Source organism: Erwinia mallotivora (assembly GCF_000590885.1).
GTDB classification, from domain to species: Bacteria; Pseudomonadota; Gammaproteobacteria; order Enterobacterales; family Enterobacteriaceae; genus Erwinia; species Erwinia mallotivora.
On sequence record NZ_JFHN01000074.1, the window covers coordinates 143,486 to 169,466 of the forward strand.

The window sequence follows — 25,981 nt, forward strand, 5'->3', positions numbered from 1 at the left end:
GACGATGTCACCGGGGGTTTAACAGGAGAGTCAGATGCCATTTTCAGATTACAAAACTGCGCTGGTCACCGGCGCATCCGCCGGAATGGGTGAAGCCATTGTCGAACGCCTTTGCCAGGAAGGGCTGACGGTTCATGCCGTGGCACGCCGCGCCAGTGAGCTGGAAGCCCTCGCCGCCCGCACCGGCTGTATTCCTCATGCGCTGGATGTCAGCGATCTTGCGGCGGTAACGCGCCTGTGCAGCGAAATCAGCGTGGACATCCTGGTCAACAATGCCGGTGTTTCCCGCCCCGGCTCGATCCTCAGCGCCGATGAAGAATCAATTGATACCCAGGTGGATGTCAATCTGCGCGCCGTTTTGCATCTCTGCCGCCTGCTGGTGCCGGGAATGATGGCGCGCGATCGTGGGCACATCATCAACATCACCTCGATTGCGGCGATTTATAACTTCGGCGGCAACTCGATTTATCACGCCACCAAAGCGGGCGTTCATGCCCTTTCGCGCCAGCTGCGCGTTGACTGCTACGGCAAACGCGTGCGGGTTACCGAGATCTGTCCGGGTCGGGTGGCGACCGATATTTTCGGCAATGTGTCCGGCGACCATGAAGAGGCCCGCCGCCGTTTCATTGATGGTTTTGAGCTGCCCACCGCCAGAGATATCGCCGACTGCGTGGCCTTCGCCGTTTCAGCGCCGATTGCCGTCAATATCGGCAATATCGAAATCACCCCGACGTTGCAGGTGCCGGGGGGACTTTCCACCATGCGTCCCGGTGAAGGCGTGTGATCCACAAAGCGTTAAAAACAGGAGGGTGAAAAGACGATGACGCTCGATTTCAGCAGGATCCTGACCGGTCAGTTTGGCCAGATGATCGTCGATGGTATGGCTGTCACCCTCGAGCTGGCGCTGGGGGCCTGGCTGCTGGCAATGTTGATTGCCCTGCTGCTGGTGGTGATTCGCTTAACGCACCAGCGCTTCGCTGAATATTTTGTCCGCATTTACGTCTCGTATCATCGCAACGTGCCGACGCTTATTCAGTTAATGATGTGGTATTTCGCTATTCCGACCCTGCTGCCGGAATCTGTGCAGATGTGGATTAACGATTTAAACGCCGAGTTTCTGTTTTCGATGCTGGCGCTGGGATTGTGTCAGGCGGCGTATTTTTCTGAAGATATCCGCAGCGGATTGCGTGCCATCCCGGAAGGACAAACTGAGGCGTCCCGCGCCCTGGGCATGAGCTATACCCGCTCGCTGCGTTCGGTCATTTTGCCGCAGGGTATCCGTAACGCGCTGCCGTCGCTGCTCAATCACACCGTTTTACTGTTTAAAAACACCAGCCTGGCGATGGTGATTGGGGTGACCGAACTGACTTATGTCACCCGTGATATTGAGAACCAGACATTCCGTACTTTCGAATCGTATCTGGTGGCTTCTGCCGGTTATCTGTTCTTCTCTCTGCTGCTGATGGGGGCTGGTGCGCTGCTGGCCCGCCGTTTCCAGCGGGTTTATGCGAGGTAATCCCATGCCCGACATATTTACGATTTTGCATGACAACGGGATGCTGTTCCTGATGGGACAATACCCGCAGGGGCCCCTTGGCGGCATACTCTGCACGCTGCTGATTTCGGTGCTGGCGATCCTGTTGGCATTACCGGTGGGCACGCTGCTCGGACTGGCGCGATTGTCGCCTTTTCGCTGGCTGAGCTGGCCCGCCGCCTGCTGGGTTTACTGTTTGCGGGGCATTCCGCTGCTGATGGTGGTGTTCTGGACTTACTTTTGCGTCCCGCTGCTGATTGGTCACAACATCAGCGGATTCAGTACCATGCTGTGCACGCTGGTGATTTATGAAAGTGCCTACATTGCTGAGATCGTGCGCGGCGGCATTCAGGCGCTGCCGGGCGGCCAGTATGAAGCGGCCAGAGCGCTGGGGATGAGTTATTGCAAGACGCTGCGCCTGATTATTCTGCCGCAGGCGTTATATAACTCGCTGCCCAGTCTGGTCAGCCAGCTGGTTTCCATTATCAAAGACAGCACGCTGGGCTACGTGATCAACGTGCCGGAGCTGACCTTCGCCGCCAACCAGGTCAATAACCAGCTGTTGACTAAACCTTTTCAGGTCTTCGCGATTGTTGCGGCGGGCTATTACCTCATCTGTTTCAGCCTGACCTGGCTGGCCAACAGGCTGGAAGCGCGTATCACGCGTAAAAGGCAAAACCGGATGCCGGAAGCCGACAGCATGGCGCAAGCCCTGCTGCTCTCCCGGACTCAATCACAATAAGGAGCGACGATGCGACCAATGATCTTATTTAATCAGGTCAATAAGTGGTATGGCGAATACCAGGCGCTGACCGATCTGAGTGCTGAAATCAAACCTGGCGAAGTGGTGGTGGTCTGCGGCCCGTCCGGCTCAGGGAAATCAACGTTAATCCGCACCGTTAACCGGCTGGAGCCAATTGAAGAAGGTCAGATTCTGTTTGATGGTATCGACATTCACGGCACCAGCACGCGCCTGAATCAGTTGCGCACCCGGATAGGTTTTGTGTTCCAGAACTTTAACCTGTTCCCACACGTTTCGGTGCTGGAGAACATCATGATGTCGCCAGTGAAAGTCCTCGGGGTGAAGCGTCATGAGGCCCGCCAGCAGGCGGGTGAACTGCTGGAGCGCGTCGGGTTATCGCACAAAGCCAACGCCTATCCGGCACAGCTTTCCGGTGGTCAGCAGCAGCGGGTGGCTATTGCCCGGGCGTTAGCGATGAAACCGCCGGTCATGCTGTTCGATGAACCGACGTCGGCGCTGGATCCGGAAATGGTAGGCGAAGTCTTAAACGTGATGCGCGGCCTGGCCCGCGAAGGTATGACCATGATGTGCGTCACCCATGAGATGAATTTTGCCCGGGAAGTGGCGGATACCATCTGGTTTATGGACCAGGGGAAGATTCTGGAGCAATCCACACCGGAGAACTTCTTTGCCCGCCCGCAACACGCCAGAGCACAGAAGTTTCTGAGCGACCTGCATTACAACTGATAACCGGCTCAGCCCCTTTAGCCGCGAATAACAGGGCTGAGCGGCGCAATACTGTGCCGACAATTCACAGATTCACCAATTTTTTTCCGCCTGCTGATGGCGCACTGGTTAACCCGCGACAATCACCCGTCTCCTCTCTTTGCTATCTGTTTAACCCTGATTGCATTTCACTGCGCTAAGGTAGCGCCCTGGTATCCTGATTAACCGTGTGAAGGCCAGAATACGGTTCTGATCAGCATGACTAACAGCGCCCCCGAGCCACACCAGAATATGGCGCTGGCATCAAAGGCCAGTTCCTGCATGGGGTCGTAACAGAGGACAGCGTAAAAATTCAGAATGACGACCGACAGAAAGGTTCCGAATAATGCAGACAGGAGTGACACCGTGAGCGGTGCCTCTTTTGATGTCATCGCCGCTACCGCGCCGGGTACAACCAACATCAACAAGCCAGGACGCGCCTGCATGACCGCCGCACCTTCGATGAACATGTCATAGCGCACCACCAGAAAAACGATGCAGTACAGGACAAAACTGATTATTCCAGCGGTCCACGACACACCCCTTAACATCATAAGCTTTTCTCTCGGTAATTGATCCAGTCACCGGGCCAGAGACACTCCGTACCCTTTTTCCTGCTGGCGAAAAGCAAAAAACCGTTACAAATGCACACGGCTTTTACTGGCTGAAAAAGAATGAAACGTTTAAAATGGCCGCCGTTTTTAACTGGCCTGGGCTGTATTTGCTAAAACCCTCTGAGCCTGCTCCATCAGGCTGTTTTATTTTTCACTCTGTCACCGACACTATTTGACATTCCCCGGGCTGCATCTGTTGTCCGTATTAAGACGGCCTGCAACTGTTATGTCGGGTGAGACAGAGGTTAAATATTGCCACTGCTCTGTTGGCTGTGCGAAAAATTTAGCGCAAAACACCCATTATTTCAATGCGTTACTCGTAAACAAGAAGTTAAACCGTGAATATAAACGTCGCAGATTTGTTAAGTAGAAATGACATTCTGTTATTATTTGTCGTGCTCGCGCTGGGATTATGTCTGGGTAAATTACGCCTTGGCTCGGTACAACTGGGTAATTCTATTGGTGTTTTAGTCGTCTCGCTGTTACTTGGTCAGCAGCATTTTGGTATTAATCCCGACGCGCTGAATCTGGGCTTTATGTTATTTATTTTTTGCGTTGGTGTTGAAGCCGGACCTAACTTTTTTTCTATTTTCTTTCGTGATGGCAAGAATTATCTGATGCTCGCTGCGGTAATGGTGGTCAGCGCCATGGTCATTGCATTGATTCTGGGCAAGCTGTTCAACTGGGATATTGGCCTGACCGCGGGCATGTTGGCAGGTTCGATGACCTCAACCCCCGTTCTGGTGGGTGCCGGAGACACCCTGCGACAAACCTGGCCGACAGGAAATGCACTGAGCACCGCCCAGTCTAATCTCAGCCTGGGCTATGCGTTGACCTATCTGATCGGCCTGGTCAGCCTGATTTTTGGTGCGCGGTATCTGCCAAAATTGCAGCGCCAGGACCTCTCCACCAGCGCGCTGACCATCGCCCGGGAACGGGGGCTGGATCCCGACAGCCAGCGTAAGGTTTATCTGCCGGTTATCCGTGCCTATCGCGTGGGTCCGGAGCTGGTTGCCTGGACCGATGGCAAAAACCTGCGCGAGCTGGGGATCTATCGTCAGACCGGCTGTTACATTGAGCGCATTCGGCGCAACGGCATTCTCGCCAGTCCGGATGGCGATGCGGTGCTGCAACAGGGTGATGAGATTTCGCTGGTCGGCTATCCGGATGCCCATTCACGTCTCGATCCCAGCTTTCGTAACGGAAAAGAAGTGTTCGATCGCGATTTACTGGATATGCGGATCATTAATGAAGAGATCGTGGTTAAAAATAACAATGCGGTAAATAAACGTCTCAGTCATCTTAAACTGACCGACCACGGCTGTTTTCTCAACCGGGTTATCCGCAGTCAGATTGAAATGCCCATAGACGACAGCATCATTCTTAATAAAGGTGATGTTCTGCAAATCAGTGGCGAGGCGCGTCGCGTTAAATCGGTTGCCGATCGCATCGGATTTATCTCAATTCACAGTCAGCTTACCGACCTTCTCGCTTTTTGTGCCTTCTTTATTATCGGACTGATGACCGGGATGATCACCCTGCAATTCAGCAACTTTAATTTCAGCATCGGCAATGCGGCAGGCTTATTGTTTTCCGGCATTATGCTCGGCTTTCTGCGCGCCAATCACCCAACTTTCGGCTACATTCCGCAGGGGGCTCTGACCATGTTAAAAGAGTTCGGTCTGATGATTTTTATGGTCGGGGTTGGTCTGAGCGCCGGAACGGGTCTGTCGCACGGGCTGGGGGATACCGGCATCCTGATGCTGGCGGCCGGACTGGCCGTCAGTCTGCTGCCGGTCGTACTCTGCTTTCTGTTTGGCGCTTATGTGCTGAAAATGAATCGCGCCTTATTGTTTGGGGCCATTATGGGCGCACGCACCTGTGCTCCGGCGATGGAGATCATCAGCGATACTGCACGCAGTAATATCCCCGCGCTGGGTTATGCCGGAACCTATGCGATTGCTAACGTTCTGCTGACCCTGGCAGGAACGTTAATCGTGATAGTCTGGCCAATGTTTGGTAATTGAAATTAATTTCAAAAGAGTTGAGAACTTTTGTATCTGCCGCTGGTCATAATAAGTGCCACTGCTTTTCTTTGAAATCCTCAAATTGTGGAGCCCGCTAAGAATATACTTAGCGGGTTTTTTATTTTCCGTATCCCCCCAACTTCTGCGGCGATATTCTGTCGGCGATTATTCTTATTTATTTCATAAAAGATTAAAACCCCGGCAATTCTTAACGAAAGTACAACCACGCATGTAATCAGGAACATACCTGTTTATCTTCTCTGTTGTTGCTTCTATGCTTTGCCCCCACATTACCGGAGCAGCCATGGCTGAGTCGGATTTTACCTGCGGACACCTTTTGTTTCTGCTGAACAAGACGAGGAGATAAGTATGATGGAAGAGTTGAACCGGATTTTATTTCTCTGGATCAACGCCACGCCGGAATCGCCCCACTGGATGATTACCACGGCAACCTTTATCGCCAGGGACCTGATTGCCATCGTACCGCTGCTGATTGTTGCACTGTGGTTATGGGGGCCCAGAAGCCAGGTCGCGTCGCAACGGCAACTGGTGCTGAAGACCGCTATTGCGCTGGTCTACGCACTGACCATCTCCTGGTGCACCGGCAATTTACTGCCACACCCGCGCCCCTTTGTTATCGGTCTGGGCCACCAGTTTTTACCGCATGCGGCGGATGACTCTTATCCCAGCGATCACGGCACCGCCATCTTTACTTTTGCTATCGCGTTTCTCTGCTGGCACCGTATCTGGTCGGGTGCCGTGCTGATGGTGGTGGCCTCAGCCATTGCCTGGTCACGGATCTATCTGGGTGTCCACTGGCCGATGGATATGCTCGGTGGATTGCTGGTCGGCATGCTCTCCTGCCTGTTTGCTCAGGTCGCCTGGCACTTTTGCGGCAGACGTCTGTTACAGAACACGTCATCGCTTTACCGGCTGCTGTTTGCCATTCCTATTCGTAAAGGCTGGGTACGCAACTGAACGGCCACGGCTTATCCGTCACTGCGAGGCCAGTGGCGGATGCCGTTAACTTTACCGGGTGAACGCATTGTTTAATTGACGAGGTGCGCTGGCGCAAACGGCCAGTACCTTTAATGGAACCACTTACCAAACCAGCCGTTAAGCTTCAGCATGACAAAATCCATCACTCTGCTGAACCATCCCCCCTCTTTTACCTCTTCCATGACCACCAGTGGCCGTTGCTCAATGATTTTGCCATCCAGTTGAAAATCAATGGTTCCCACTACCTGATTTTTTTTCAGCGGTGCCAGCAGTTCCGGCTGTGACAACGTGAAGCTGGCCCTGAGATTTTTCATCTGCCCTCTGGGCAGCGTCACTGAAGCATCACCGGCGACACCAAGCAGGATCGCTTTCCTGTCGCCATACCAGACGCGATGGGTGGTAAAGGGTTTGTCTGCTTTAACCGGGGTCACCGTTTCATAAAAACGAAATCCCCAGGTGAGCAGTTTTTCGCTTTCACGAAAACGTACCGCATCGGTGGCAGCACCGAGCACCACAGAAATAAGCCGTTGATTGCCCTCAGTGGCCGATGCCACCAGGCTGTTGCCTGCCCCGCTGGTGTAGCCGGTTTTGATACCATCAACATGCAGATTACTGCTCCACAGCAGGCGATTGCGGTTGTATTGTTTGATGTTGTTAAAGGTAAATTCCTTTTCCTTGTGCAGCGCATATTCCTCCGGTACATCGCGGATCAGCGCCTGACTTAACAACGCCATATCGCGAGCGGTGCTGTACTGCCCCTCTGAATCCAGCCCGTGTACCGTTTTAAAATGGGTATTTTTCAGTTCAAGCGCACGGGCATAGTTGTTCATCAGGCTGACAAAGGAATCCTGACTGCCGGCGACATAATCTGCCAGCGCAATGCTGGCATCATTGCCTGACTGAATAACGATACCTTTGTTTAACTCCGACACCGGAATGCGGTCGCCGGGCTTAAGGAACATCAGTGACGATCCCTGCAACAGCGGATTGCCGGTCGCCCAGGCGTCTTTCCCGACGGTGACCATGTCGTCACTGGTGATTTTTCCGGCTTTAATGGCCTGGCCAATAACATAGCTGGCCATAATTTTAGTCAGGCTGGCGGGATCGAGGCGGTCATCGGCATGTGACTCTGTCAGCACTTTTCCACTGTGGTAATCCATCAGTATCCAGGCTCTGGCATCAATCTGCGGGGGAGCCGGAGCCTGTTCAGCACGGGTAGCAAAACTCAGAACCAACAGCAGCGACCAGGAAAAAGTTAGCGACACTTTGGGGAAGGGCAAACCTGTTCTCTTCATGACAAAATCCGGATATCCATTTGAAAGATAAATATTTTCAGCCTTCAGACCGAGCGGTGAGTTACGCTATCCTGTCTGCCAGGCAAAATGAACAGCATTACCGTAAAGTTTCTTAGACTTTATTAGATAAATCCTGGAGATAACGCACTATATGGCAGCTTCTGACGATTTATGGCGACAGGCTCCAGGTGTAATTCCGATTTTTCGCAGAACAGTTAAGTTGGTCACAAAATTCCGCTACCCTGTGTAAAGTTTTCAGAGGAGTAATGACAATGGATTTAGCCCTGTTCGATCTTGATGAAACACTGATCTGTGAAGACAGTACCGGCCTGTGGTTACGCTGGCTGGTCTCTCAGGGCTATGCCCCGGCTGCGCTTCTTGAACATGAACGCGCGTTAATGACCCAGTATTATCAGGGAACGCTGGCTATTGAAGAGTATATGCATACCATCCTTTCGCCGCTGACGGGCATGAGCACACTCACCGTGGCAGGCTGGATCAGGCGCTTTATTCATCGCGATATCATGCCAAGGGTTTATCCTGCTGCGCGGGAAAAACTGGCCTGGCATAAGCAGCGCGGCGACCAGATTCTGGTGATCTCCGCCAGCGGTGAACATCTGGTGGCACCCATTGCTGAACAGCTGGATGCCAATGGCGCACTGGCGATTGGGGTGGAGATTGTCGATGAACGTTACAGCGGTCAGATATACGGCACCATGACCTATAAAGCAGGCAAAGTGACGCGGCTGAATGAGTGGTTAGCACAGCAGGGCCTGGCGTTCGATAATATCTGGGCGTACAGCGACTCAATGAACGATCTGCCCATGCTGGAACATGCCGATCATCCGCATGTCATCAATCCGGCTGAGCCTTTAAAGCAGTTAGCTGATGAGCGCGGCTGGCAGGTCTGCCAGTGGCAGCGTTAAGCAGCCTGCCGGGCTGTTTTACTGCCAGTTTGCGGCACCCTGACGGGTGCTTTTTTTTTAGCCACCCGTTGGCTGCTGTTTCAGCAGGTTATCCAGTTCTTACCCACGCTCAGAGCAGCTTTTTCCTGCTGTTCCGGGTACAAAGAAGTAGGATTTTGCCTGCTCCCTCTGTAGAATCTCGCGCCATTCCTGCTCAGAACCGGAAACAAGCAATGTCCTGCAACGAAACACCTGACAATATCGTGATACAACCTAAAAACGCGTCTCCTAAAGTGGGATTTATCTCTTTAGGCTGCCCAAAAAATCTTGTCGATTCTGAACGGATCCTCACCGAACTGCGTACTGAGGGCTACGAAGTGGTCCCGCGTTACGATGACGCCGAGATTGTCATCGTCAACACCTGCGGCTTTATCGACAGCGCGGTGCAGGAGTCGCTGGAAGCGATTGGCGAAGCACTGAATGAAAATGGCAAAGTGATTGTCACCGGCTGCCTGGGCGCAAAAGAGAACCAGATCCGCGAGGTCCATCCCCGCGTGCTGGAAATCACCGGGCCGCACAGCTATGAACAGGTGCTTTCACATGTCCATCAGTATGTGCCGAAGCCACAGCACAATCCGTTTCTCAGCCTGGTGCCTGAGCAGGGCGTAAAACTGACGCCACGCCACTATGCATACCTGAAAATTTCCGAAGGCTGTAACCACCGTTGTACCTTCTGCATTATTCCGTCGATGCGCGGCGACCTGGACAGCCGGGCGATTGGCTCCGTGCTGGATGAGGCGAAACGTCTGGTGGAATCCGGGGTGAAAGAACTGCTGGTTATCTCCCAGGATACTTCCGCCTACGGGGTGGATGTTAAACACCGCACCGGTTTCTGGAACGGCTCCCCGGTTAAGACCAGCATGGTCAGCCTGTGCGAACAGCTGGCTAAACTCGGCGTGTGGGTGCGCCTGCACTACGTTTACCCTTATCCGCATGTGGATGAGGTGATCCCACTGATGGCTGAAGGGAAGATCCTGCCGTACCTGGATATTCCGCTGCAACACGCCAGCCCACGCATCCTCAAGCTGATGAAACGTCCTGGCGCGGTTGAGCGCACGCTGGAGCGGATCAAACGCTGGCGTGAAATCTGTCCACAGCTGACGCTGCGCTCCACTTTCATTGTTGGCTTCCCCGGCGAGACGGAAGAAGATTTCCAGATGCTGCTCGACTTTATTAAAGAAGCCAGACTGGACAGAGTGGGCTGCTTTAAATACAGCCCGGTGGAAGGGGCGACCGCCAACCAGCTGCCAGATCCGGTGGCGGAAGAGGTGAAAGAAGAGCGCTATGACCGCTTTATGCAACTGCAACAGGCTATTTCTGCCAGCCGTCTTCAGGAAAAAGTGGGCAGCGAGATTCTGGTGATCGTTGATGAAGTGGATGAGGAAGGGGCTATTGGTCGCAGTATGGCTGATGCGCCGGAAATTGACGGCGCGGTTTATCTCAACGGTGAGAAAAACGTCAAGCCCGGCGATGTGATCCGTGTACGTGTCGATAACGCCGACGAATACGATCTCTGGGCCACCCGGCTTTAACGCCCTGACCAGCCCGCTTGCGCTCTGCCAGCGGGCCATGCCTCACTGCCGTTGCTCCTCTGACGCTGGTTTCATTTTACTGGCCCGGACACGCCCTGCCCGTTTTAAATATCCGCTTTGGCCGGTCAGCCATAGCGTGCCTGATGCTGTTTGCGTCGTTGCAGATAATCGTCATCAGCGCGGATGCCGTCCCAGCAGGCTTTAAAAATCGCCGCGGCTGCGGCTTTTTCAGCATTAAGCGTCCGCGGCAACAGCTCACCGTCAGCAGCATATTTTTTACCGCCCTGATGATTAGCGTAACGCCGCGCGCGGGTATAACCCATCTGAATAAATTTTCTCGCCATGTCCATACCAACAAAATCATCGGCTGCGCGATACGCTTCGAAAAGCTGCATGATTTTGTCTGCGGATGCCTGCGCCAGCGCCGGCGTTTTAAAGCGCCAGTGCGGCAGGATCTCACTTTTATAGGGCTCCACCTTCAGCACGCCCTGCTCACCCCGCCCCACCTGATAACGTTCAGGATGCTGGCGGAAGTCGGTATTTTCGAAATCCTGCTGATAATCGAAGGGTTTCATCACATCAGGTCTTCAGGCGTGGATCGAGCGCATCACGCAGGCCGTCGCCCAGCAGGTTAAATGCCAGCACGGTAAGAAAAATCGCCAGGCTGGGGAAAACAGCAACATGCGGAGCCATCACCATATCTGCGCGCGCCTCATTCAGCATCGCCCCCCATTCCGGCGTGGGTGGCTGCGCGCCTAATCCGAGAAACGACAGACTGGCTGCGCTGATAATCGAGGTGCCAATTCGCATGGTGAAATAGACCACGATGGACGAGAGGGTTCCCGGCAGGATATGACGCAGAATAATGGTCAGGTCAGATGCACCAATACTGCGGGCTGACTCGATATAGGTCAGATGCTTCAGCACCAGCGTGTTGCCGCGAACCAGCCTGGCGAACGCCGGGATGCTGAAAATGGCCACCGCAATAACCACATTTGACATGCCGCTGCCCATGATCGCCACCACCGCTATCGCCAGCAGGATGCCGGGAAAAGCAAACAGCACGTCGCTGATACGCATAATAATCCGGTCCCACCAGCCTTCATAATAGCCAGCCAGCAGGCCCAGAAAGGTGCCGATTGCCGCGCCAAGAGCCACCGAAAAAAAGCCCGAAACCAGTGACAGCCGGGTACCCACCAGCACGCGACTGAAAATATCACGCCCCAGCGAATCAACGCCGAACCAGTGCATCATCGACGGCCCTTCGGTCAACCTGTCGTAGTCAAAGTAATTTTCCGCATCAAACGGCGCAAGCCAGGGCGCGAGCACCGCCAGCAAAATCAGCAGTACCACGAAGGCTGCTGATACCAGCGCAACCGGCTGGCGCTGAAACCGTCGCCAGAATTCCCGCCACGGGGTACGCACTCGATGCTGAGTCAGGGTTGGCATCGCGGACAGGGCCGCATCACGTCGCCAGTTTTTCATCACCGATCCTTATTTGTAGCGTATCGCCGGATTGATCGCGGCATACAACATATCAACAATCAAATTGATCAAGATAAACTCCAGCGAGAACAGCAGCACTTCCGCCTGAACCACCGGGTAATCGCGCATCGCCACCGAGTCCACCAGCAGACGACCCAGCCCCGGCCAGTTGAAAACCACCTCCACCACAATCGAGCCGCCCAGCAGGAAACCAAATTGCAGGCCCATCATGGTCACTACCGGGATCATCGCGTTACGCAGACCATGTTTGATGATCACCACCGTCTCACGTACGCCTTTCGCCCGCGCGGTGCGCATGTAATCTTCCTGCATCACCTCCACAAAAGAGGCGCGGGTGAAGCGAGCCATCACGGCGGCGACGGCCGCGCCCAGGGTGATGGAGGGCAAAATGTAGTGCTGCCAGCTGTCAGCGCCAACCGTCGGTAGCCAGCCCAGCTCGACGGAGAATACCTGCATCAACAACATTCCCAGCGCAAAGGCGGGAAAAGAGATGCCCGATACCGCCAGCGTCATGCCGATACGGTCCGGCCAGCGGTTGCGCCATACCGCCGAGACAATGCCCAGCGCCATACCAAATATCACCGACCATCCCATACTGCTGAGCGTCAGCCACAGGGTGGGAAAAAAGCGTTGTGCAATTTCGGATGAAACGGGCCGTTTTGACACCATCGACTGACCAAAGTCACCCTGCACAGCCTGACTGATAAAATGCCAGAACTGCACCCAGATGGGTTGGTCCAGCCCAAGCTGCTGACGCACCATCGCTACCACGGTGGCGTCCGCTTCCGGACCGGCGACCAGCCTGGCCGGATCGCCCGGCAGCATATGAACAAACAGGAACACCAGCACCGCCACAATCAGCAGCGTGGGGATCAGTCCCAGTAAGCGTTTAATAAAATAGTTGAACATAGGTTTTCCTGCGCCGGAGACAGCCGCGCCCTGATGCTGCGCGGCGGGTTTTCAGCGGGGGTTACTGCAAATCGGCATCATCAAAATTGAACGAGGTGTCAGGCATCACATAGAAACCACTGAGGCTTTTGGTTCTGGCGGAAACCAGCTTTTCCACCACCAGAGGCACCCAGGGTTTGTCCTGCCAGATTTTATCCTGAGCATCCTTGTAGAGCGCCGCTTTTTTCGCGCTGTCGGTAGTTTTCAGCGCGTCGGCCAGATCGTTATCCACCTGAGGGTTGCTGTAAAACGCCGTATTGAAAATGGTTGGCGGCCAGGACTGAGTGGCAAACAGCGGCGTCAACGCCCAGTTAGCTTCACCGGTAGAAGCAGACCAGCCGGTGTAGAACAGACGCACGCCGCTCTCCTTCTGCCCTTTTCCTTCCACCTCAGCCGAGCGCTGTCCGGCATCCATTGCGGTGACCGTGGCTTTGATCCCCACCTGCGCCAGCTGCTGTTGAGTGAACTGCAACACTTTCTGCGCGGTGCTGTGGTTGTGAGACGACCACAGGGTAGTGGTGAAGCCATTCGGGAAACCGGCCTCTTTCAACAGCTGGCGCGCTTTCGCCGGATTGTATTCGGCTGCCGGGTAGCTTTGTGAATACTGAATGGCCTGTGGCACCACCCCCGTTGCTGGCGTGGCGTAACCGGCAAAGGCCACTTTCACCAGCGCCTGGCGGTTGATGGCATAGTTGAGCGCCTCACGAACTTTGACATTATCAAACGGCTTCTGCGTGACGTTAATGCTGAGATAGCGCTGCATAATGGATGGCGAAACATCCAGCGCCAGCTTACTGTTTTTTGCCAGCAGGCCAGCCTGCTCATAAGGAACCGGGAAAGCCAGGTTGGCTTCGCCCGTCTGCAACATCGCCGCACGGGTGTTGTTATCAACCACCGGACGCCAGGTAAGGGTATCCAGTTTTGGGTAGCCCTTCTTCCAGTAGCCGTCGAATTTTTTTACTTTAACAAAATCGGTCTGATTCCAGGTGTCCAGCACATACGGGCCGGTGCCCACCGGATGGAAGCCGATTTCCTTACCGTATTTCTTCAGCGCGGTAGGAGAAATCATCACCGCCGCCGGGCTGGCAAGGGTGTTGATAAAGGCGGAGAAGGGCTGCTTCAGGGTGATTTTCACCGTGGAAGGATCGACCACCTCAGTGGTGGCGATTGATTTAAACAGGTTGTAACGCTTGAGATGATTGTCAGGGTTGCTGGCACGATCCAGGTTCACTTTCACCGCTTCAGCATTGAAGTCGCTGCCATCCTGGAATTTCACGCCGCTTTTCAGTTTGATGGTCCAGGTCAGGCCATCTTTACTGACGTCGTAGCCTTCGGCCAGCACGTTAGTGACTTTCATATCCTTATCAAAGCCGAACAGCCCCTGATAGAAGGATTTAGCCACCGCCTGTGACAGCGTATCGTTGGCATCGTAAGGATCGAGGGTGGTGAAATTAGAACCAACAGCAATCACCACATCTTTTGTTGCGTAAGCAGGCAGCGCAGCAAAACTGCTCAGTAAGCCCGCCGCTAACAGTGTGCGTTTAGAAATTATCATGTTGCGTGTTTCTCCTGTCGTTCCTTGTTGTTTTACAGCCAATTCAGACGCCGCCAATAGTATGGCGGGCAACGTAATGTCCTGCGCTGACTTCCACCAGCGGTGCGACTTCCGGGTAATCATCCAGGGCGCGAATGGGGCTTGGGATCTCATCCGCCAGTAGCGCTCTCTCCCGCCGGGGATGATCGGGATCGGCCACCGGGACGGCAGACAACAGTTTGCGGGTGTAAGAGTGTTGCGGGTGCTCAAAAACCGACTGTCGCGGGCCAATTTCGACGATTTGCCCGAGATACATCACCGCCACCCGGTGGCTGATCCGCTCCACCACTGCCATATCATGCGAGATAAACAGAAAGGCGATGCCAAATTCGCGCTGTAAATCCAGCATCAGATTGACAATCTGCGCACGGATTGACACGTCCAGCGCGGAAACCGACTCATCGGCAATCACCACTTTGGGATTGAGGGCCAGCGCCCTGGCAATGCAGATGCGCTGGCGCTGACCACCAGAAAACTCATGGGGATAGCGTCTGGCGTATTCCGGCAGCAGGCCCACTTTTTCCAACAGCCAGGCGACGCGCTCTTCAGCCTCTTTGCCCTTAGCAATGCCATGAACCAACAACGGTTCCATGATCGAGAACCCGACGGTCAGTCGCGGATCGAGCGAGGCGTAAGGGTCCTGAAAGATAAACTGAATATCCCGTCGCAAATGAGAAAGCGCCGGGCCGCTCAGTTGATCGATACGCTGGCCGTTGAAAGTAATGGTGCCGCCCTGGCTTTCCACCAGCCGCAGCAGCGCCCGTCCGGTAGTGGATTTGCCGCAGCCGGATTCCCCCACCAGCGCCAGAGTTTCACCCGGCCACAAATCGAAGCTGACCTTTTCAACCGCGTGAACCCGCCGGGTCACGCGGTTGAAAATGCCGCTGCGGATATCAAAACGCGCAACCAGATCGCGCACCTGTAAAACCGGTCCCTTGTCGGTAATCACCGTGTCCTGCAAAGAGCCGTCCAGTTGGTTCCCCTCAGGGTTAAACACCGGGAAATGCATCGGGAAGGCCCGGTCGGTCATTTCACCCAGTCGGGGCACGGCGGCCAGCAGCGCTTTGGTATAGTCCCGCTGTGGATGACGGAAGATACTTTCTGTCGAACCGGTTTCCACCACATCACCGCGGTACATCACCTGCACACGGTCAGCCATTTCGGCGACCACGCCCATGTCATGGGTAATGAAAATCACCCCCATCTGCATCTCTTTTTGCAATACGCGGATCAGTTGCAGGATCTGCGCCTGAATGGTGACATCAAGCGCGGTGGTGGGTTCATCGGCAATCAGCAGGGCTGGTCGGCAGGAGAGCGCCATGGCAATCATCACCCGCTGGCGCATACCGCCCGACAGCTGGTGGGGAAAGCGAGTCAGCACATCTTTTGCCACCGGAATGCGCACCAGATCCAGCATACGTAACGCCTCCTGCAACGCGTCCCGATGGCTTTTTCCCTGATGCAGGCGGATGGATTCCGCAATCTGCTCGCCAATGGTGAATACCGGGTTCAGCGAGGTCATCGGCTCCTGAAAGATCATCGCCATGTCGGCACCGCGAATGGTGCGCAACGCTGATTGCCGGGCGGTAGCCAGGTCAATCACCTGACTGTTGCGCCGTCGCAGCAGCATCTGGCCGCTGTCAATACTGCCTCCCCCCTGCTCTACCAGCCGCATTAACGCCAGTGAGGTGACCGATTTTCCTGAGCCGGATTCACCGACAATCGCCAGCGTTTCGCCACGATTAACCTCCAGCGACAGATTGTTCACCGCCCGCACCACTTCGCCCTGCTGGCTGAAGCTGACGCTCAGGTTGTTGATGGCTAATACCTGTCCGGCCGACAACGCGGCTTCGCGGTTCCCTGTCATCCCGCCCCCTGGTCTTCACGATAGATACTGACGTTTGGCGCATCCCCGGCATAGCCATAGCCACGGTACATCCCCTCACTGTTAAAGGGCAGCGCCACATTGCCTTCGCGATCGACGGCAATAATGCCGCCACTGCCGCCCAGCACCTTGATTTTTTCCATCACCACCCGCTCGCTGGCTTCTTTCAGTGACAGGCCCGCGTATTCCATCAGCGCCGCAATGTCATAGGCGGCCAGCGTGCGCATAAAGACCTCGCCAGTGCCGGTACAGGAGACGGCCACGTTGGCATTGCTGGCATAGCAGCCCGCACCGATTAACGGCGAATCCCCGACCCGGCCCACCTGCTTATTGGTCATTCCCCCGGTGGAGGTCGCCGCCGCCAGATTGCCATGCCTGTCCAGTGCCACCGCGCCGACGGTGCCAAATTTGCGGTCGGCATCCAGCGGTGCGCCATCACTGTCTACCGCAACATCGTGATCGAGCGCCAGGGTGTCCGCAGACAACGCCCGCTGTAACTGTTCATGACGGAAAGGGGTGGAAAAGAAATCGGTTGCTACCTCTTCCAGTCCCTGTCTGAAGGCAAACGCTTCGGCACCCTCACCGATCAACAGCACATACGGGCTGTGTTCCAGCACGGCACGCGCCGCCAGTACAGGATTACGTACCCGTTTTATCCCGGCCACCGCACCGGCTTCCAGCATGCGTCCATCCATAATGCTGGCATCCAGTTCGTGCGTACCCTCATGGGTGAAGACGGCACCTTTACCGGCGTTGAACAGCGGGCACTCCTCCAGCAGCCGAACCGCTTCGGTGACCGCATCCAGCGCGCTACCGCCAGCTTGCAGAATATCCTGTCCGCTGGCAACAATCGCTGAAAGCGCCTGAATATAGTGCTGCTCTTTTTCTGCACTCATGCTGGCGCGGGCAATCGCGCCCGCACCACCGTGAATGGCAATCACTGCTCTGACCATAATCCGGTTACCCTGCGTGGTAAATCAGCATGAAAAACACCAGGTTAGAATGATTTTTCTGGAAATGAACTGGTTTTCGACTATAGGCAGGCTGTAAAGTGATGTAAAGCAGAATGTTCAGTGGCCGGTAATAACAAAATGTTCTATCTCATAGCTGGCGGGGTTTGTTCGCCAGAGTGAATCATTTCTGCCTCAGAGTGCTGAAATTAACCTGCACCAATGAGTGGCCTGAAACAGCATTTTGCTGTTATCGGGCGGTAAGGCGATTGGTATGGATAGATCATGGGAAATACGTTGAACATCATCAGTGCTTAAGAAGCATTTGCAATCAAAATTTCCTCGTTCAGTGATAAACGCTCAACCACAAACGTGGCGAAAAAAGTTAGTCTTTAACTGTTACCGCAGTTATCAGGATGCGCTTTTCTGGTCAACAAATGGAAGATAAATGAAAATATTACCTGTTTCGATACTGCTTACTTTTATCGGATCTGCATCTTCAGCAACAAGCCAGACAAAAGCGCTTGATATGAAATCATTCAAAGAGAGCGCTGACAACTGTGAATTTTTCTCGGGTGAGTGGGACAGTAATCTCGTCAAAGCGCGCCAGCCTGAAACAGAAAGGCAGGCTGATAAATATTGCACTGAGGCTAAAAAGAAAAAGCAGGAGCTGAGCGTTAAATACAGGAATGACCCTGAGTTATTAAATGAGCTGGCTAATTATGATTTCGAATAGCACAAAGGCCTGTGATTTATGATCGGTTATTTGATCAGCCCTGATGCAACAGGCGCCTGAGACCCACAAATGCTGGCGCAACAACCCGCAGAACCAGAACGCATCCATCAGGCATTATATTATCGAGTGGTACATTTTCAGTTCTTTCACCGTCAGGTTTAAACCCTGCTTTTTCAGTGCCTCAAGATATTCTTCGACGGATACCCCAGGTTTTAGATTACGTTGCCATTCATCCTGAATGATGGCCGTCCATTTAGGTTGATATAAGCCCTTTAATCCTGAGTAAATTAATACATCCCGTAGTAATGACGGATAAATAACACAGGCATCCAGAACCACGGGATAAGGTGAATGAATCATAAGTAAAGCCGGAGATCCTGACTGAGGTCTGCCAGTTCCTGCATCGCGTTGTTGCTTTCATTATCCCGATGATTTTTATAAGCCATCAAATCGGCAAACAGCACTCGGCGGTGGCGACCCGTTTTATGAAAAGGAAGCTTACCCTCTTCCAGAAGTTTCACCATATGAGGGCGTGAAACATTCAGAATATTGGCCGCTTCCTGCGTGGTTAATTCAGCATGTACAGGGACAACCTGAACCGCATTACCCATTGCCAGCTCACCCAAAATTGTCATCAACAGAGTGAGTGAAGAGGTAGGTAATTCAATCTGATGCGTATTGTCGTCAGCATCCTGAATCGATATCTTTTGTGTTTCCAGTTTTGTGGACAGGTAAGCTGCAAGTTCTCTCTGACCACGTACAGCGGCCTCAATTTCTCCTGGAGCAGGCAGGCTCACGTTATCAAGAATTGAGTTTGTCATAAGTGTTTTCCGGTTTATCAAGTTCGTATGTTCGTAGATCAGTAGTACTCTTTTCTGAAGCCAACAACGCAAGCCCGATTAAGATATACCATCAACGAATTTATACGAAATAAACGAAAAAACGCAATAAACGAAACGAACGACTGATGATAAATCCCTTACACGCGCACAGCCCTGTCACCCTGCCCGTAGCCAGAGCCTGCGGGTTTTCGTGACCCTGTCTGCAAATCACGCCATAATGCCCGCTATTGACAGTATGACCGCCCGATTATTCAGGCGCGCCGGAGATTTTATGGAAGCTTTTACTGCGGGACTTATCTCGCTTGATGATGCTCTGTCTGCCATGTTGACACGCATCCACCCGCTCACTGAAACAGAAACCCTGCCGCTCGCCGCCGCTGCCGGACGCGTTACGGCGGAGTCAGTTACCTCACCTGTCTGCGTGCCGCCATTCGATAACTCAGCAATGGACGGCTATGCCGTGCGCATGGCAGATCTGCAAACCGGCCAGCCATTACCTGTTGCCGGGAAAGCCTTTGCCGGGGCCCCCTGGCAGGGCCAGTGGCCCGCCGGCAGTTGTATCCGCATCATGACCGGGGCCCCGGTGCCCGAAGGCACAGAGGCCGTGGTGATGCAGGAGGAAACGCGCCAGCTCGGTGATGCGGTGGAAATTATCGCAGAGGTCCTTCCGCGTCAGAATATCCGTCTGGCCGGTGATGATATCGTGCAGGGTGCCAGCGTGCTGCAACCCGGCGTACGTCTCGGCGCGGCTGAACTGCCATTGCTGGCTTCTCTGGGCATTGCAGAGGTTAAGGTGATGCGCAAAGTGCGGGTGGCGATTTTCTCCACCGGCGATGAGTTGCAACCGGTCGGTCAGCCGCTGGCCGCCGGTCAGATTTACGATACCAATCGCTTTGCGGTGCAGCTGATGCTGAATAAACTGGGGTGCGAGGTTATCGATCTCGGCATCATTGCTGACCATCAGCAGGCGCTGCGCAACGCCTTTATCCGGGCAGACAGTCAGGCTGATGTGGTAATCAGCAGCGGCGGCGTTTCGGTGGGAGAAGCAGACTACACCAAAGCGATGCTGGAGGAGCTGGGTGAGATCGCCTTCTGGAAACTGGCCATCAAACCGGGTAAACCCTTTGCCTTTGGCCGTTTAGATCGCAGCTGGTTCTGTGGCCTGCCCGGTAATCCGGTATCAGCGGCACTGACCTTCTATCAGCTGGTGCAACCGCTGCTGGTGAAACTGTCCGGACAGCAGGCGGCGGCCCTGCCCCCACGCCAGCGGGTCAGAGCCGCCGATGCCCTGAAAAAAACGCCGGGACGGGTGGATTTCCAGCGCGGTGTGCTGCTGCGTAATCCGTCAGGGGAACTGGAAGTTCGTAGCACCGGTCCACAGGGATCCCATGTGTTCAGCTCATTCGCCCAGGCCAACTGTTTTATTGTGCTGGAGCGGGATCGCGGTCATGTCGCCGCGGGTGAGTGGGTGGATGTTGAACCGTTTAATGCGCTGCTGGTTGGATAAGATGCATCCCGAACTGAGTAACGACGAAGCGCTACGCTACAATCGCCAGATTGTGCTGCGGGGTTTTGACTTTGACGGGCAGGAAAAGCTCAAAGCGGCGAAGGTGTTGATTGTCGGACTTGGCGGGCTGGGCTGCGCAGCCAGTGCTTATCTGGCCTCCGCCGGCGTGGGCCAACTGACGCTGCTGGATTTTGACACCGTTTCGCTCTCTAACCTGCAACGGCAGATCCTGCATCGCGATGCGCTGATTGGTCAGCCGAAAGTCGTCTCTGCCTGCCAACAGTTACAGGCCATCAATCCGCATATCAGCGTGCAAACGGTGAATGCTCAGCTCAGTGATATGGCGCTGGCAGAACTGATAAGCACTCAGGATGTGGTGGTCGACTGCTGTGATAATGTCGCCACCCGTGAGCAACTTAATCGCCTGTGCTTTGCCAGTAAAACGGCGCTGATATCCGGGGCAGCCATTCGCATGGAAGGCCAAATCAGCGTTTTTCGCTGGCAAAAGGATGCCCCCTGTTACCGCTGTATCAGCAGGCTGTTTGGCGATACCACACTAAGCTGCGTGGAGGCAGGGGTTATGGCTCCGCTGGTGGGGGTGATCGGCTCACTTCAGGCGATGGAAGCGATACGTCTGCTGGCCGGTTACGGTGAGGATGTGACAGGAAAACTGTTGCTGTACGATGCGCTGACCTTACAGTTCCGCGAAATGCGAGTCGCGAAAGATCCGTCCTGCGAGGTCTGTGGGCAGTGACATGGTGGCCGTCTCTGGCGCAGTAAAAAGGGGACACTGCGGTCCCCTGTTATTACTCCATCGGCGGAAAAGCGCTGTCGTCAGACAATACCCTGACTGCGCAGATAATCTTCGTAATTACCGGTGAAGTCATGCAGTTTTGTCGGGGTCATTTCAATCACCCGGGTAGCCAGCGAGCTGACAAACTCGCGGTCGTGGGAGACGAAAATCAACGTACCTTCGTACATTTCCAGCGCCATATTCAGCGCCTCGATCGATTCCATATCCAGGTGGTTGGTGGGTTCATCCATAATCAGTACATTCGGCTTTTGCATCATCAGCTTACCGAACAGCATCCGCCCTTTCTCACCACCCGACAGCACCTTAGCCGGTTTTTTAATGTCATCCTGGCTGAACAGCAGACGCCCGAGAATACTGCGCACCGCCTGCTCGTCATCGCCTTCCTGCTTCCACTGACTCATCCAGTCAAAAACCGTCAGGTCGTTGGCAAAGTCGTGGGCGTGATCCTGCGCATAGTAGCCAATTCGCGCATTCTCCGACCATTTTACCGCGCCGTTATCAGGTTGCAGGTCAGCCACCAGCGTTTTCAACAGCGTGGTTTTACCGATACCATTTGGCCCGAGGATCGCCAGCTTTTCACCAACTTCCAGCAGCAGGTTGAGGTTTTTGAACAGCGGCCCCTGATCGAAGCCTTTGGTCAGGGCTTCCAGTTCCAGCGCGTTGCGGAACAGTTTTTTATCCTGTTCAAAGCGGATAAACGGATTCTGGCGGCTGGAGGCTTTCACCTCCTCCAGTTTGATTTTATCGATTTGCTTCGCACGGGACGTAGCCTGACGCGATTTGGAGGCGTTAGCGCTGAAGCGGCTGACAAAGGATTGCAACTCGTTGATTTGCGCCTTTTTCTTCGCGTTATCGGCCAGCAGACGTTCACGCGCCTGGGTCGCGGCGGTCATATATTCATCATAGTTGCCGGGATAAACGCGCAGTTCGCCATAATCCAGATCGGCCATATGAGTACAGACCATGTTCAGGAAGTGACGGTCGTGGGAAATAATGATCATGGTGCTGTTACGTTCATTCAGCACCTGCTCCAGCCAGCGAATCGTGTCGATGTCGAGGTTGTTGGTCGGTTCATCCAGCAGCAGGATTTCCGGATTAGAGAACAGCGCCTGCGCCAGCAACACACGCAACTTCCAGCCCGGAGCCACTTCGCTCATCGGGCCATAATGCTGTTCCTGCGGGATACCCACGCCCAGCAACAGTTCTCCGGCGCGGGCTTCGGCGGTGTAGCCATCCATTTCACCGTATGTCACTTCCAGATCGGCCACCCGGTAACCGTCTTCTTCACTCATTTCCGGCAGCGCGTAGATGCGATCGCGCTCTTCCTTCACCTGCCACAGCTCAGCATGGCCCATAACCACCGTATCCAGCACGCTGAACTGCTCAAAAGCGAACTGATCCTGGCGCAGTTTACCGATACGCTCATTCGGGTCTGTTGAGACATTTCCGGCGCTGGGCATCAGATCGCCACCCAGAATTTTCATAAAGGTAGACTTGCCGCTGCCGTTGGCACCGATCAGGCCATAGCGGTTGCCTCCGCCAAACTTGACAGAGATGTTTTCAAACAGCGGCTTACTGCCAAACTGCATGGTGACGTTGCTGGAAACTAGCACAGGATTGCCTTACTTTTTTGACAGGGGAATGTGAACCAGCGCGCATTATGCCAAAAAAATGGAGAGGCGGATATACCAGCTCCGCGTAGCCGCTGGCGGGCATGGCGATATCAGCCACTCACAGCCTGGCCTACCAGGCGTTATTGTCGCAGCCAGTCTGCACACCAACAGCGCGCAGAAACCGGCGCGTACACCGAGTACGTGAGGATTTCGGGCACTACTCAGGTTCAGAATGACAAGTAAACCAGCCCTGATGGGCCAGGCTATCAACCTGGACTGCGATCAACCCACAGCTGATACTGGCAGCATCTGACGTGACGGTCGGTATCATTGTCTGCATCACGAGAGTATTAACTTTGGTGTCGCGCCAGACCATAGTCATCACTGACAGCAGATTGCTGGTTAACTTCATCTCTCAATGAAGTTTAATTACCGGGGCAATTGCCGCATCACCAAAAGGCGGCAGGAGAAAGATTTTCAGATCGAAGCAGGCAGAGTTAATCAGATTTAATTTCCACTATTTTCCCTTCTTTTACCCGATAGATTCCCTCATCCAGAATAAAATAAAGCCCGGTATTTTTACTGTTTCGCACCATAAGAACAGCGTCTTTATCGATACAATTAAGTGGCGGCGGCATATCCACAAAACAGAGCCTGTCATAACCATCGGTTTCCTTATAACCTTCACCGAAATTCCAAAAAGTAACGACAAAGGAGCCATCAAAATCGCGAGAGGGTATTTTATACTTATCTTCCAAAATATCCTTATTTTTCAACCACCACTTTATTCTCCCTTTCTCGGTAAAAGGAAATTTTTTTACCAGAACATAACTGTGACTACCATCTTTGTGAATAGCTATAATATCTACCGTTCGTAACGATAACCAAGCAGCAATAGCAACCAGTAGACACATTAGACTTAAAAACATCGTCGTGACTTTTTTCTTTTTAAATTTCATTGCGGCTTCCGGTAATTTCCACACTGGCCTCCATATTGGTCATAAATGGCTTAAAGCCGAATTTATTGTATCGTTGAAGCACAAACCAGATACGGAAAAAGTTAAAATTTCTGAATACATTATTAAAAATATCTTCATCATCCAGACCAAAATGATCCTGTACTTTGTAATGGACTACTGCACGGTAACGGTCATTATCAATCTGGAGCGATTTTATAGTAATATGGGTCGCCCAGGTATCGTGAACGGTGATACCCATACCGTTAAATTTATCCTGAAACCGGTCAAATTCAGGCAATTTCCCTTCAAAAATGGCTTTAAGTAGCTCATCTTTTTTATTCAGAGGGTAAAACTTATTTTCCCAATCTATTTTGTCTTTGAATGTTTTTTCCAGTAAAAGACGGGTGCTATTTTTTTTAGAACGATCATTCAGAATTTGCTCCTTCAGTGCCCTGTCCAGTGACATATCCCGGAACGCTTTACCCTTGCCGTACTGCATATGGTTGATCATTTTTTCGATAAGATGCCGGTACGGCCACCGAGTGAGAACTGACGGGACAGCTGGCGAAATTCATCAAACAGTATTGCGGCACATTGCTCCAGGGCTACCTTCTCGCCGGTCGGGCGCATATTACAACAGTATCGGCTACGGCGGCTGTCCAGCGCCGAGCGGCGCGTCAGCGTCCAGGGATCAACCCGATCAGAGAGATAATTCAGTCCGTAGTGCGTTTTTAACTGTGATGCAGATAAATCCCCGCAACGCATATCTTTCGCATTGTCATCGTCCATCCGGTTTTGCGTTTTAAAAATGGTACAGGGAAAGGGTAATGCGCTCATGGTGATACACTCCTTGTGTTATCGTTCGTTGTGATCAGCACATAAAATATTACTCGCTGAGCGCCGAAAATAACAATTCAGCACGATCAAATGTCCGCAATTTTAGTGTTACAGGAAGAAGGTGCCAAAAATGCTTCCAGTTCACTTGCGTTCTGATAAAAGGTTGAGGCCACTATCAAAGAACTACCCTTTTCCTTCGGAAAATCTCTCAGGATTTATCTGCCACCCTATGACAGAAAAATCCTGAGAGATTTTTAAATAAATAAGAATTTGCCAGGCTAATTTTTCCTTTTTACTATATTTCTTTTTTTATCCATTCGATATACCGCATCACCTGAAGTAAATAATATATTGCCGTTCCTGCCTGTTTCTACAGAAAAAACCCTCCTTTTTTCAATGCAATTTTTTGGCACATTCATGTCGTTAAAACATAAGCTATCGTATCCATCAGACTCTATATACCCATCACCAAAAAGCCAGAAAACCACCATAAATGTACCATTCGAATCTGGCCTGGGAATATTATATTTTTCTTTGAGAATACTTTTATTTTCCAGCCACCATTTTATTTTTCCCTGGTCGATAAAAGGGAAGTTCCTTACCAGAATATCACTGCAATGATGGTCCACATGAACTGCCACAATTTTTACCGGGCGAAATGCCATCCAGAGAGAGAAAAAAAGAATCACACCTCCAAGAATGAACAGAAAAAAAAGAGAAGCCCTGTATTTAATCATCATCGCATCCTCCGGTGATTTCTACTGTTGCTTCAATATTCGTCATAAATGGCCTGAAATTGAACTGATTATATCGTTGCAGTACAAACCAGATGCGAAAGAAGTTAAAATTTCTGAATATCTTATTAAAAATATCTTCATCATCCAGACCAAAATGATCCTGTACTTTGTAATGCACTACTGCACGGTAACGTTTATTATCAATATGTAGTGATTTCATAGTGATATGGGTGGCCCAGGTATCATGAACGGTGATACCCATACCGTTAAAAGTATCTCCATATCTGTCGAATTTAGGGAGTTTCCCTCTGAGAATAGCTGCTCTCAATACATCTTTTTTATCGGCTGCAAGGCATTGCTTTTCCCAGTCAATATTTATGCTCAGGGATTTTCTCAGAAGTAAACGCGTACTGTTTTCCTCAGAGCTGTCTTGCAGAATTTGCTCCTTCAGTGCCCTGTCCAGTGACATATCCCGGAACGCTTTCCCCTTGCCGTACTGCATATGGTTGATCATTTTTTCGATAAGATGCCGGTACGGGCCACCGAGTGAGAACTGACGGGACAGCTGGCGAAATTCATC

General features: G+C 52.8%; 25 protein-coding genes and 1 pseudogene. 11 read left to right on the forward strand and 15 right to left on the reverse strand.

All coding sequences use genetic code 11. The features are described from left to right. The first annotated feature begins 34 nt into the window (after nt 1-34). The 4 genes from BG55_RS19930 to BG55_RS19945 are packed head-to-tail and all read left to right on the forward strand — an operon-like array spanning nt 35 to nt 3,023. The gene (locus tag BG55_RS19930) at nt 35-784 is read left to right on the forward strand and encodes an SDR family oxidoreductase (RefSeq protein WP_034941287.1); all 750 of its coding nucleotides are present in this window, start codon (nt 35-37) and stop codon (nt 782-784) included. A 36-nt stretch (nt 785-820) separates the two neighbouring features. Beyond that, on the forward strand, nt 821-1,516 hold the full coding sequence (locus BG55_RS19935) for an amino acid ABC transporter permease (RefSeq protein WP_034941290.1): 696 nt from the start codon (nt 821-823) through the stop codon (nt 1,514-1,516). A gap of 4 nt (nt 1,517-1,520) precedes the next feature. Continuing rightward, entirely contained in the window at nt 1,521-2,276 is a 756-nt protein-coding gene (locus BG55_RS19940; protein ID WP_034941292.1) for an amino acid ABC transporter permease, read from the forward strand. Nucleotides 2,277-2,285: 9 nt separating this feature from the next. Then, a complete protein-coding gene (locus BG55_RS19945) occupies nt 2,286-3,023 on the forward strand; it encodes an amino acid ABC transporter ATP-binding protein (RefSeq protein WP_034941294.1) in 738 nt (245 codons plus the stop codon). A gap of 200 nt (nt 3,024-3,223) precedes the next feature. Here BG55_RS19945 and ybjM read toward each other — a convergent pair whose 3' ends face one another. After that, complete coding sequence (ybjM, locus tag BG55_RS19950; RefSeq protein WP_034941296.1) at nt 3,224-3,595, reverse strand: inner membrane protein YbjM; 372 nt, start codon at nt 3,593-3,595, stop codon at nt 3,224-3,226. Nucleotides 3,596-3,993: 398 nt separating this feature from the next. Here ybjM and BG55_RS19955 point away from each other — a divergent pair, with 398 nt between their 5' ends. Then, the gene (locus tag BG55_RS19955) at nt 3,994-5,682 is read left to right on the forward strand and encodes an aspartate:alanine antiporter (protein ID WP_034941299.1); all 1,689 of its coding nucleotides are present in this window, start codon (nt 3,994-3,996) and stop codon (nt 5,680-5,682) included. Between the two features lie 372 nt (nt 5,683-6,054). Continuing rightward, on the forward strand, nt 6,055-6,660 hold the full coding sequence (gene ybjG / locus BG55_RS19960) for an undecaprenyl-diphosphate phosphatase (protein ID WP_034941366.1): 606 nt from the start codon (nt 6,055-6,057) through the stop codon (nt 6,658-6,660). A gap of 110 nt (nt 6,661-6,770) precedes the next feature. On the opposite strand, the gene BG55_RS19965 is transcribed toward ybjG, so the two are convergent. Beyond that, nucleotides 6,771-7,976, reverse strand: a complete 1,206-nt coding sequence (locus BG55_RS19965) for a serine hydrolase (protein WP_034941300.1) — start codon at nt 7,974-7,976, stop codon at nt 6,771-6,773. A 272-nt stretch (nt 7,977-8,248) separates the two neighbouring features. Here BG55_RS19965 and BG55_RS19970 point away from each other — a divergent pair, with 272 nt between their 5' ends. Continuing rightward, nucleotides 8,249-8,902 (forward strand): HAD family hydrolase, encoded by a 654-nt coding sequence (locus tag BG55_RS19970; protein ID WP_034941303.1) that lies wholly within the window; start codon nt 8,249-8,251, stop codon nt 8,900-8,902. 212 nt (nt 8,903-9,114) lie between these two features. After that, on the forward strand, nt 9,115-10,473 hold the full coding sequence (gene rimO / locus BG55_RS19975; protein ID WP_052018967.1) for a 30S ribosomal protein S12 methylthiotransferase RimO: 1,359 nt from the start codon (nt 9,115-9,117) through the stop codon (nt 10,471-10,473). A gap of 125 nt (nt 10,474-10,598) precedes the next feature. Here rimO and BG55_RS19980 read toward each other — a convergent pair whose 3' ends face one another. The 6 genes from BG55_RS19980 to BG55_RS20005 form a co-directional block, all read right to left on the reverse strand. Continuing rightward, nucleotides 10,599-11,048, reverse strand: a complete 450-nt coding sequence (locus tag BG55_RS19980; protein WP_034941373.1) for a DUF4385 domain-containing protein — start codon at nt 11,046-11,048, stop codon at nt 10,599-10,601. Nucleotides 11,049-11,052: 4 nt separating this feature from the next. Continuing rightward, nucleotides 11,053-11,958, reverse strand: a complete 906-nt coding sequence (gsiD, locus tag BG55_RS19985; RefSeq protein WP_034941306.1) for a glutathione ABC transporter permease GsiD — start codon at nt 11,956-11,958, stop codon at nt 11,053-11,055. A gap of 9 nt (nt 11,959-11,967) precedes the next feature. Further along, the gene (gsiC, locus tag BG55_RS19990) at nt 11,968-12,888 is read right to left on the reverse strand and encodes a glutathione ABC transporter permease GsiC (RefSeq protein ID WP_034941307.1); all 921 of its coding nucleotides are present in this window, start codon (nt 12,886-12,888) and stop codon (nt 11,968-11,970) included. A gap of 61 nt (nt 12,889-12,949) precedes the next feature. Then, a complete protein-coding gene (gene gsiB / locus BG55_RS19995) occupies nt 12,950-14,482 on the reverse strand; it encodes a glutathione ABC transporter substrate-binding protein GsiB (RefSeq protein WP_034941310.1) in 1,533 nt (510 codons plus the stop codon). 43 nt (nt 14,483-14,525) lie between these two features. Next, the gene (gene gsiA, locus BG55_RS20000; RefSeq protein ID WP_034941313.1) at nt 14,526-16,388 is read right to left on the reverse strand and encodes a glutathione ABC transporter ATP-binding protein GsiA; all 1,863 of its coding nucleotides are present in this window, start codon (nt 16,386-16,388) and stop codon (nt 14,526-14,528) included. Beyond that, complete coding sequence (locus tag BG55_RS20005) at nt 16,385-17,359, reverse strand: isoaspartyl peptidase/L-asparaginase (RefSeq protein WP_034941317.1); 975 nt, start codon at nt 17,357-17,359, stop codon at nt 16,385-16,387. Before BG55_RS20005 ends, gsiA begins: the two co-directional genes overlap by 4 nt. A gap of 445 nt (nt 17,360-17,804) precedes the next feature. On the opposite strand from BG55_RS20005, the gene BG55_RS20010 reads away from it, so the two are divergent. Beyond that, complete coding sequence (locus BG55_RS20010) at nt 17,805-18,092, forward strand: hypothetical protein (protein WP_034941320.1); 288 nt, start codon at nt 17,805-17,807, stop codon at nt 18,090-18,092. Between the two features lie 114 nt (nt 18,093-18,206). Here BG55_RS20010 and BG55_RS23360 read toward each other — a convergent pair whose 3' ends face one another. Further along, entirely contained in the window at nt 18,207-18,452 is a 246-nt protein-coding gene (locus BG55_RS23360; RefSeq protein ID WP_235192805.1) for a PIN domain-containing protein, read from the reverse strand. Further along, nucleotides 18,449-18,913, reverse strand: coding sequence for a helix-turn-helix domain-containing protein (locus tag BG55_RS20020; RefSeq protein ID WP_034941322.1), 465 nt, complete (start codon nt 18,911-18,913; stop codon nt 18,449-18,451). Before BG55_RS20020 ends, BG55_RS23360 begins: the two co-directional genes overlap by 4 nt. A gap of 292 nt (nt 18,914-19,205) precedes the next feature. Here BG55_RS20020 and moeA point away from each other — a divergent pair, with 292 nt between their 5' ends. Both moeA and moeB read left to right on the forward strand, forming a co-directional pair. After that, complete coding sequence (moeA, locus tag BG55_RS20025) at nt 19,206-20,441, forward strand: molybdopterin molybdotransferase MoeA (RefSeq protein WP_034941325.1); 1,236 nt, start codon at nt 19,206-19,208, stop codon at nt 20,439-20,441. Nucleotide 20,442: 1 nt separating this feature from the next. Next, nucleotides 20,443-21,195: a molybdopterin-synthase adenylyltransferase MoeB gene (gene moeB, locus BG55_RS20030; protein WP_034941327.1), complete on the forward strand. Its 753-nt coding sequence runs from the start codon at nt 20,443-20,445 to the stop codon at nt 21,193-21,195. 80 nt (nt 21,196-21,275) lie between these two features. Here moeB and BG55_RS20035 read toward each other — a convergent pair whose 3' ends face one another. From BG55_RS20035 to BG55_RS20060, 5 genes and pseudogenes are all read right to left on the reverse strand, one after another. Next, complete coding sequence (locus BG55_RS20035) at nt 21,276-22,868, reverse strand: ABC-F family ATPase (protein ID WP_034941329.1); 1,593 nt, start codon at nt 22,866-22,868, stop codon at nt 21,276-21,278. Between the two features lie 497 nt (nt 22,869-23,365). Further along, entirely contained in the window at nt 23,366-23,827 is a 462-nt protein-coding gene (locus BG55_RS20045) for a DUF943 family protein (protein ID WP_034941332.1), read from the reverse strand. Next, nucleotides 23,817-24,664, reverse strand: a pseudogene (locus BG55_RS20050) (YPO3983 family protein). Before BG55_RS20050 ends, BG55_RS20045 begins: the two are co-directional and overlap by 11 nt. 278 nt (nt 24,665-24,942) lie before the next feature. Continuing rightward, the gene (locus tag BG55_RS20055; protein ID WP_034941333.1) at nt 24,943-25,404 is read right to left on the reverse strand and encodes a DUF943 family protein; all 462 of its coding nucleotides are present in this window, start codon (nt 25,402-25,404) and stop codon (nt 24,943-24,945) included. Then, on the reverse strand, nt 25,394-25,981 hold a 588-nt coding region (locus BG55_RS20060; protein WP_034941336.1), incomplete at its 5' end, for a YPO3983 family protein. The genes BG55_RS20055 and BG55_RS20060, both read right to left, overlap by 11 nt.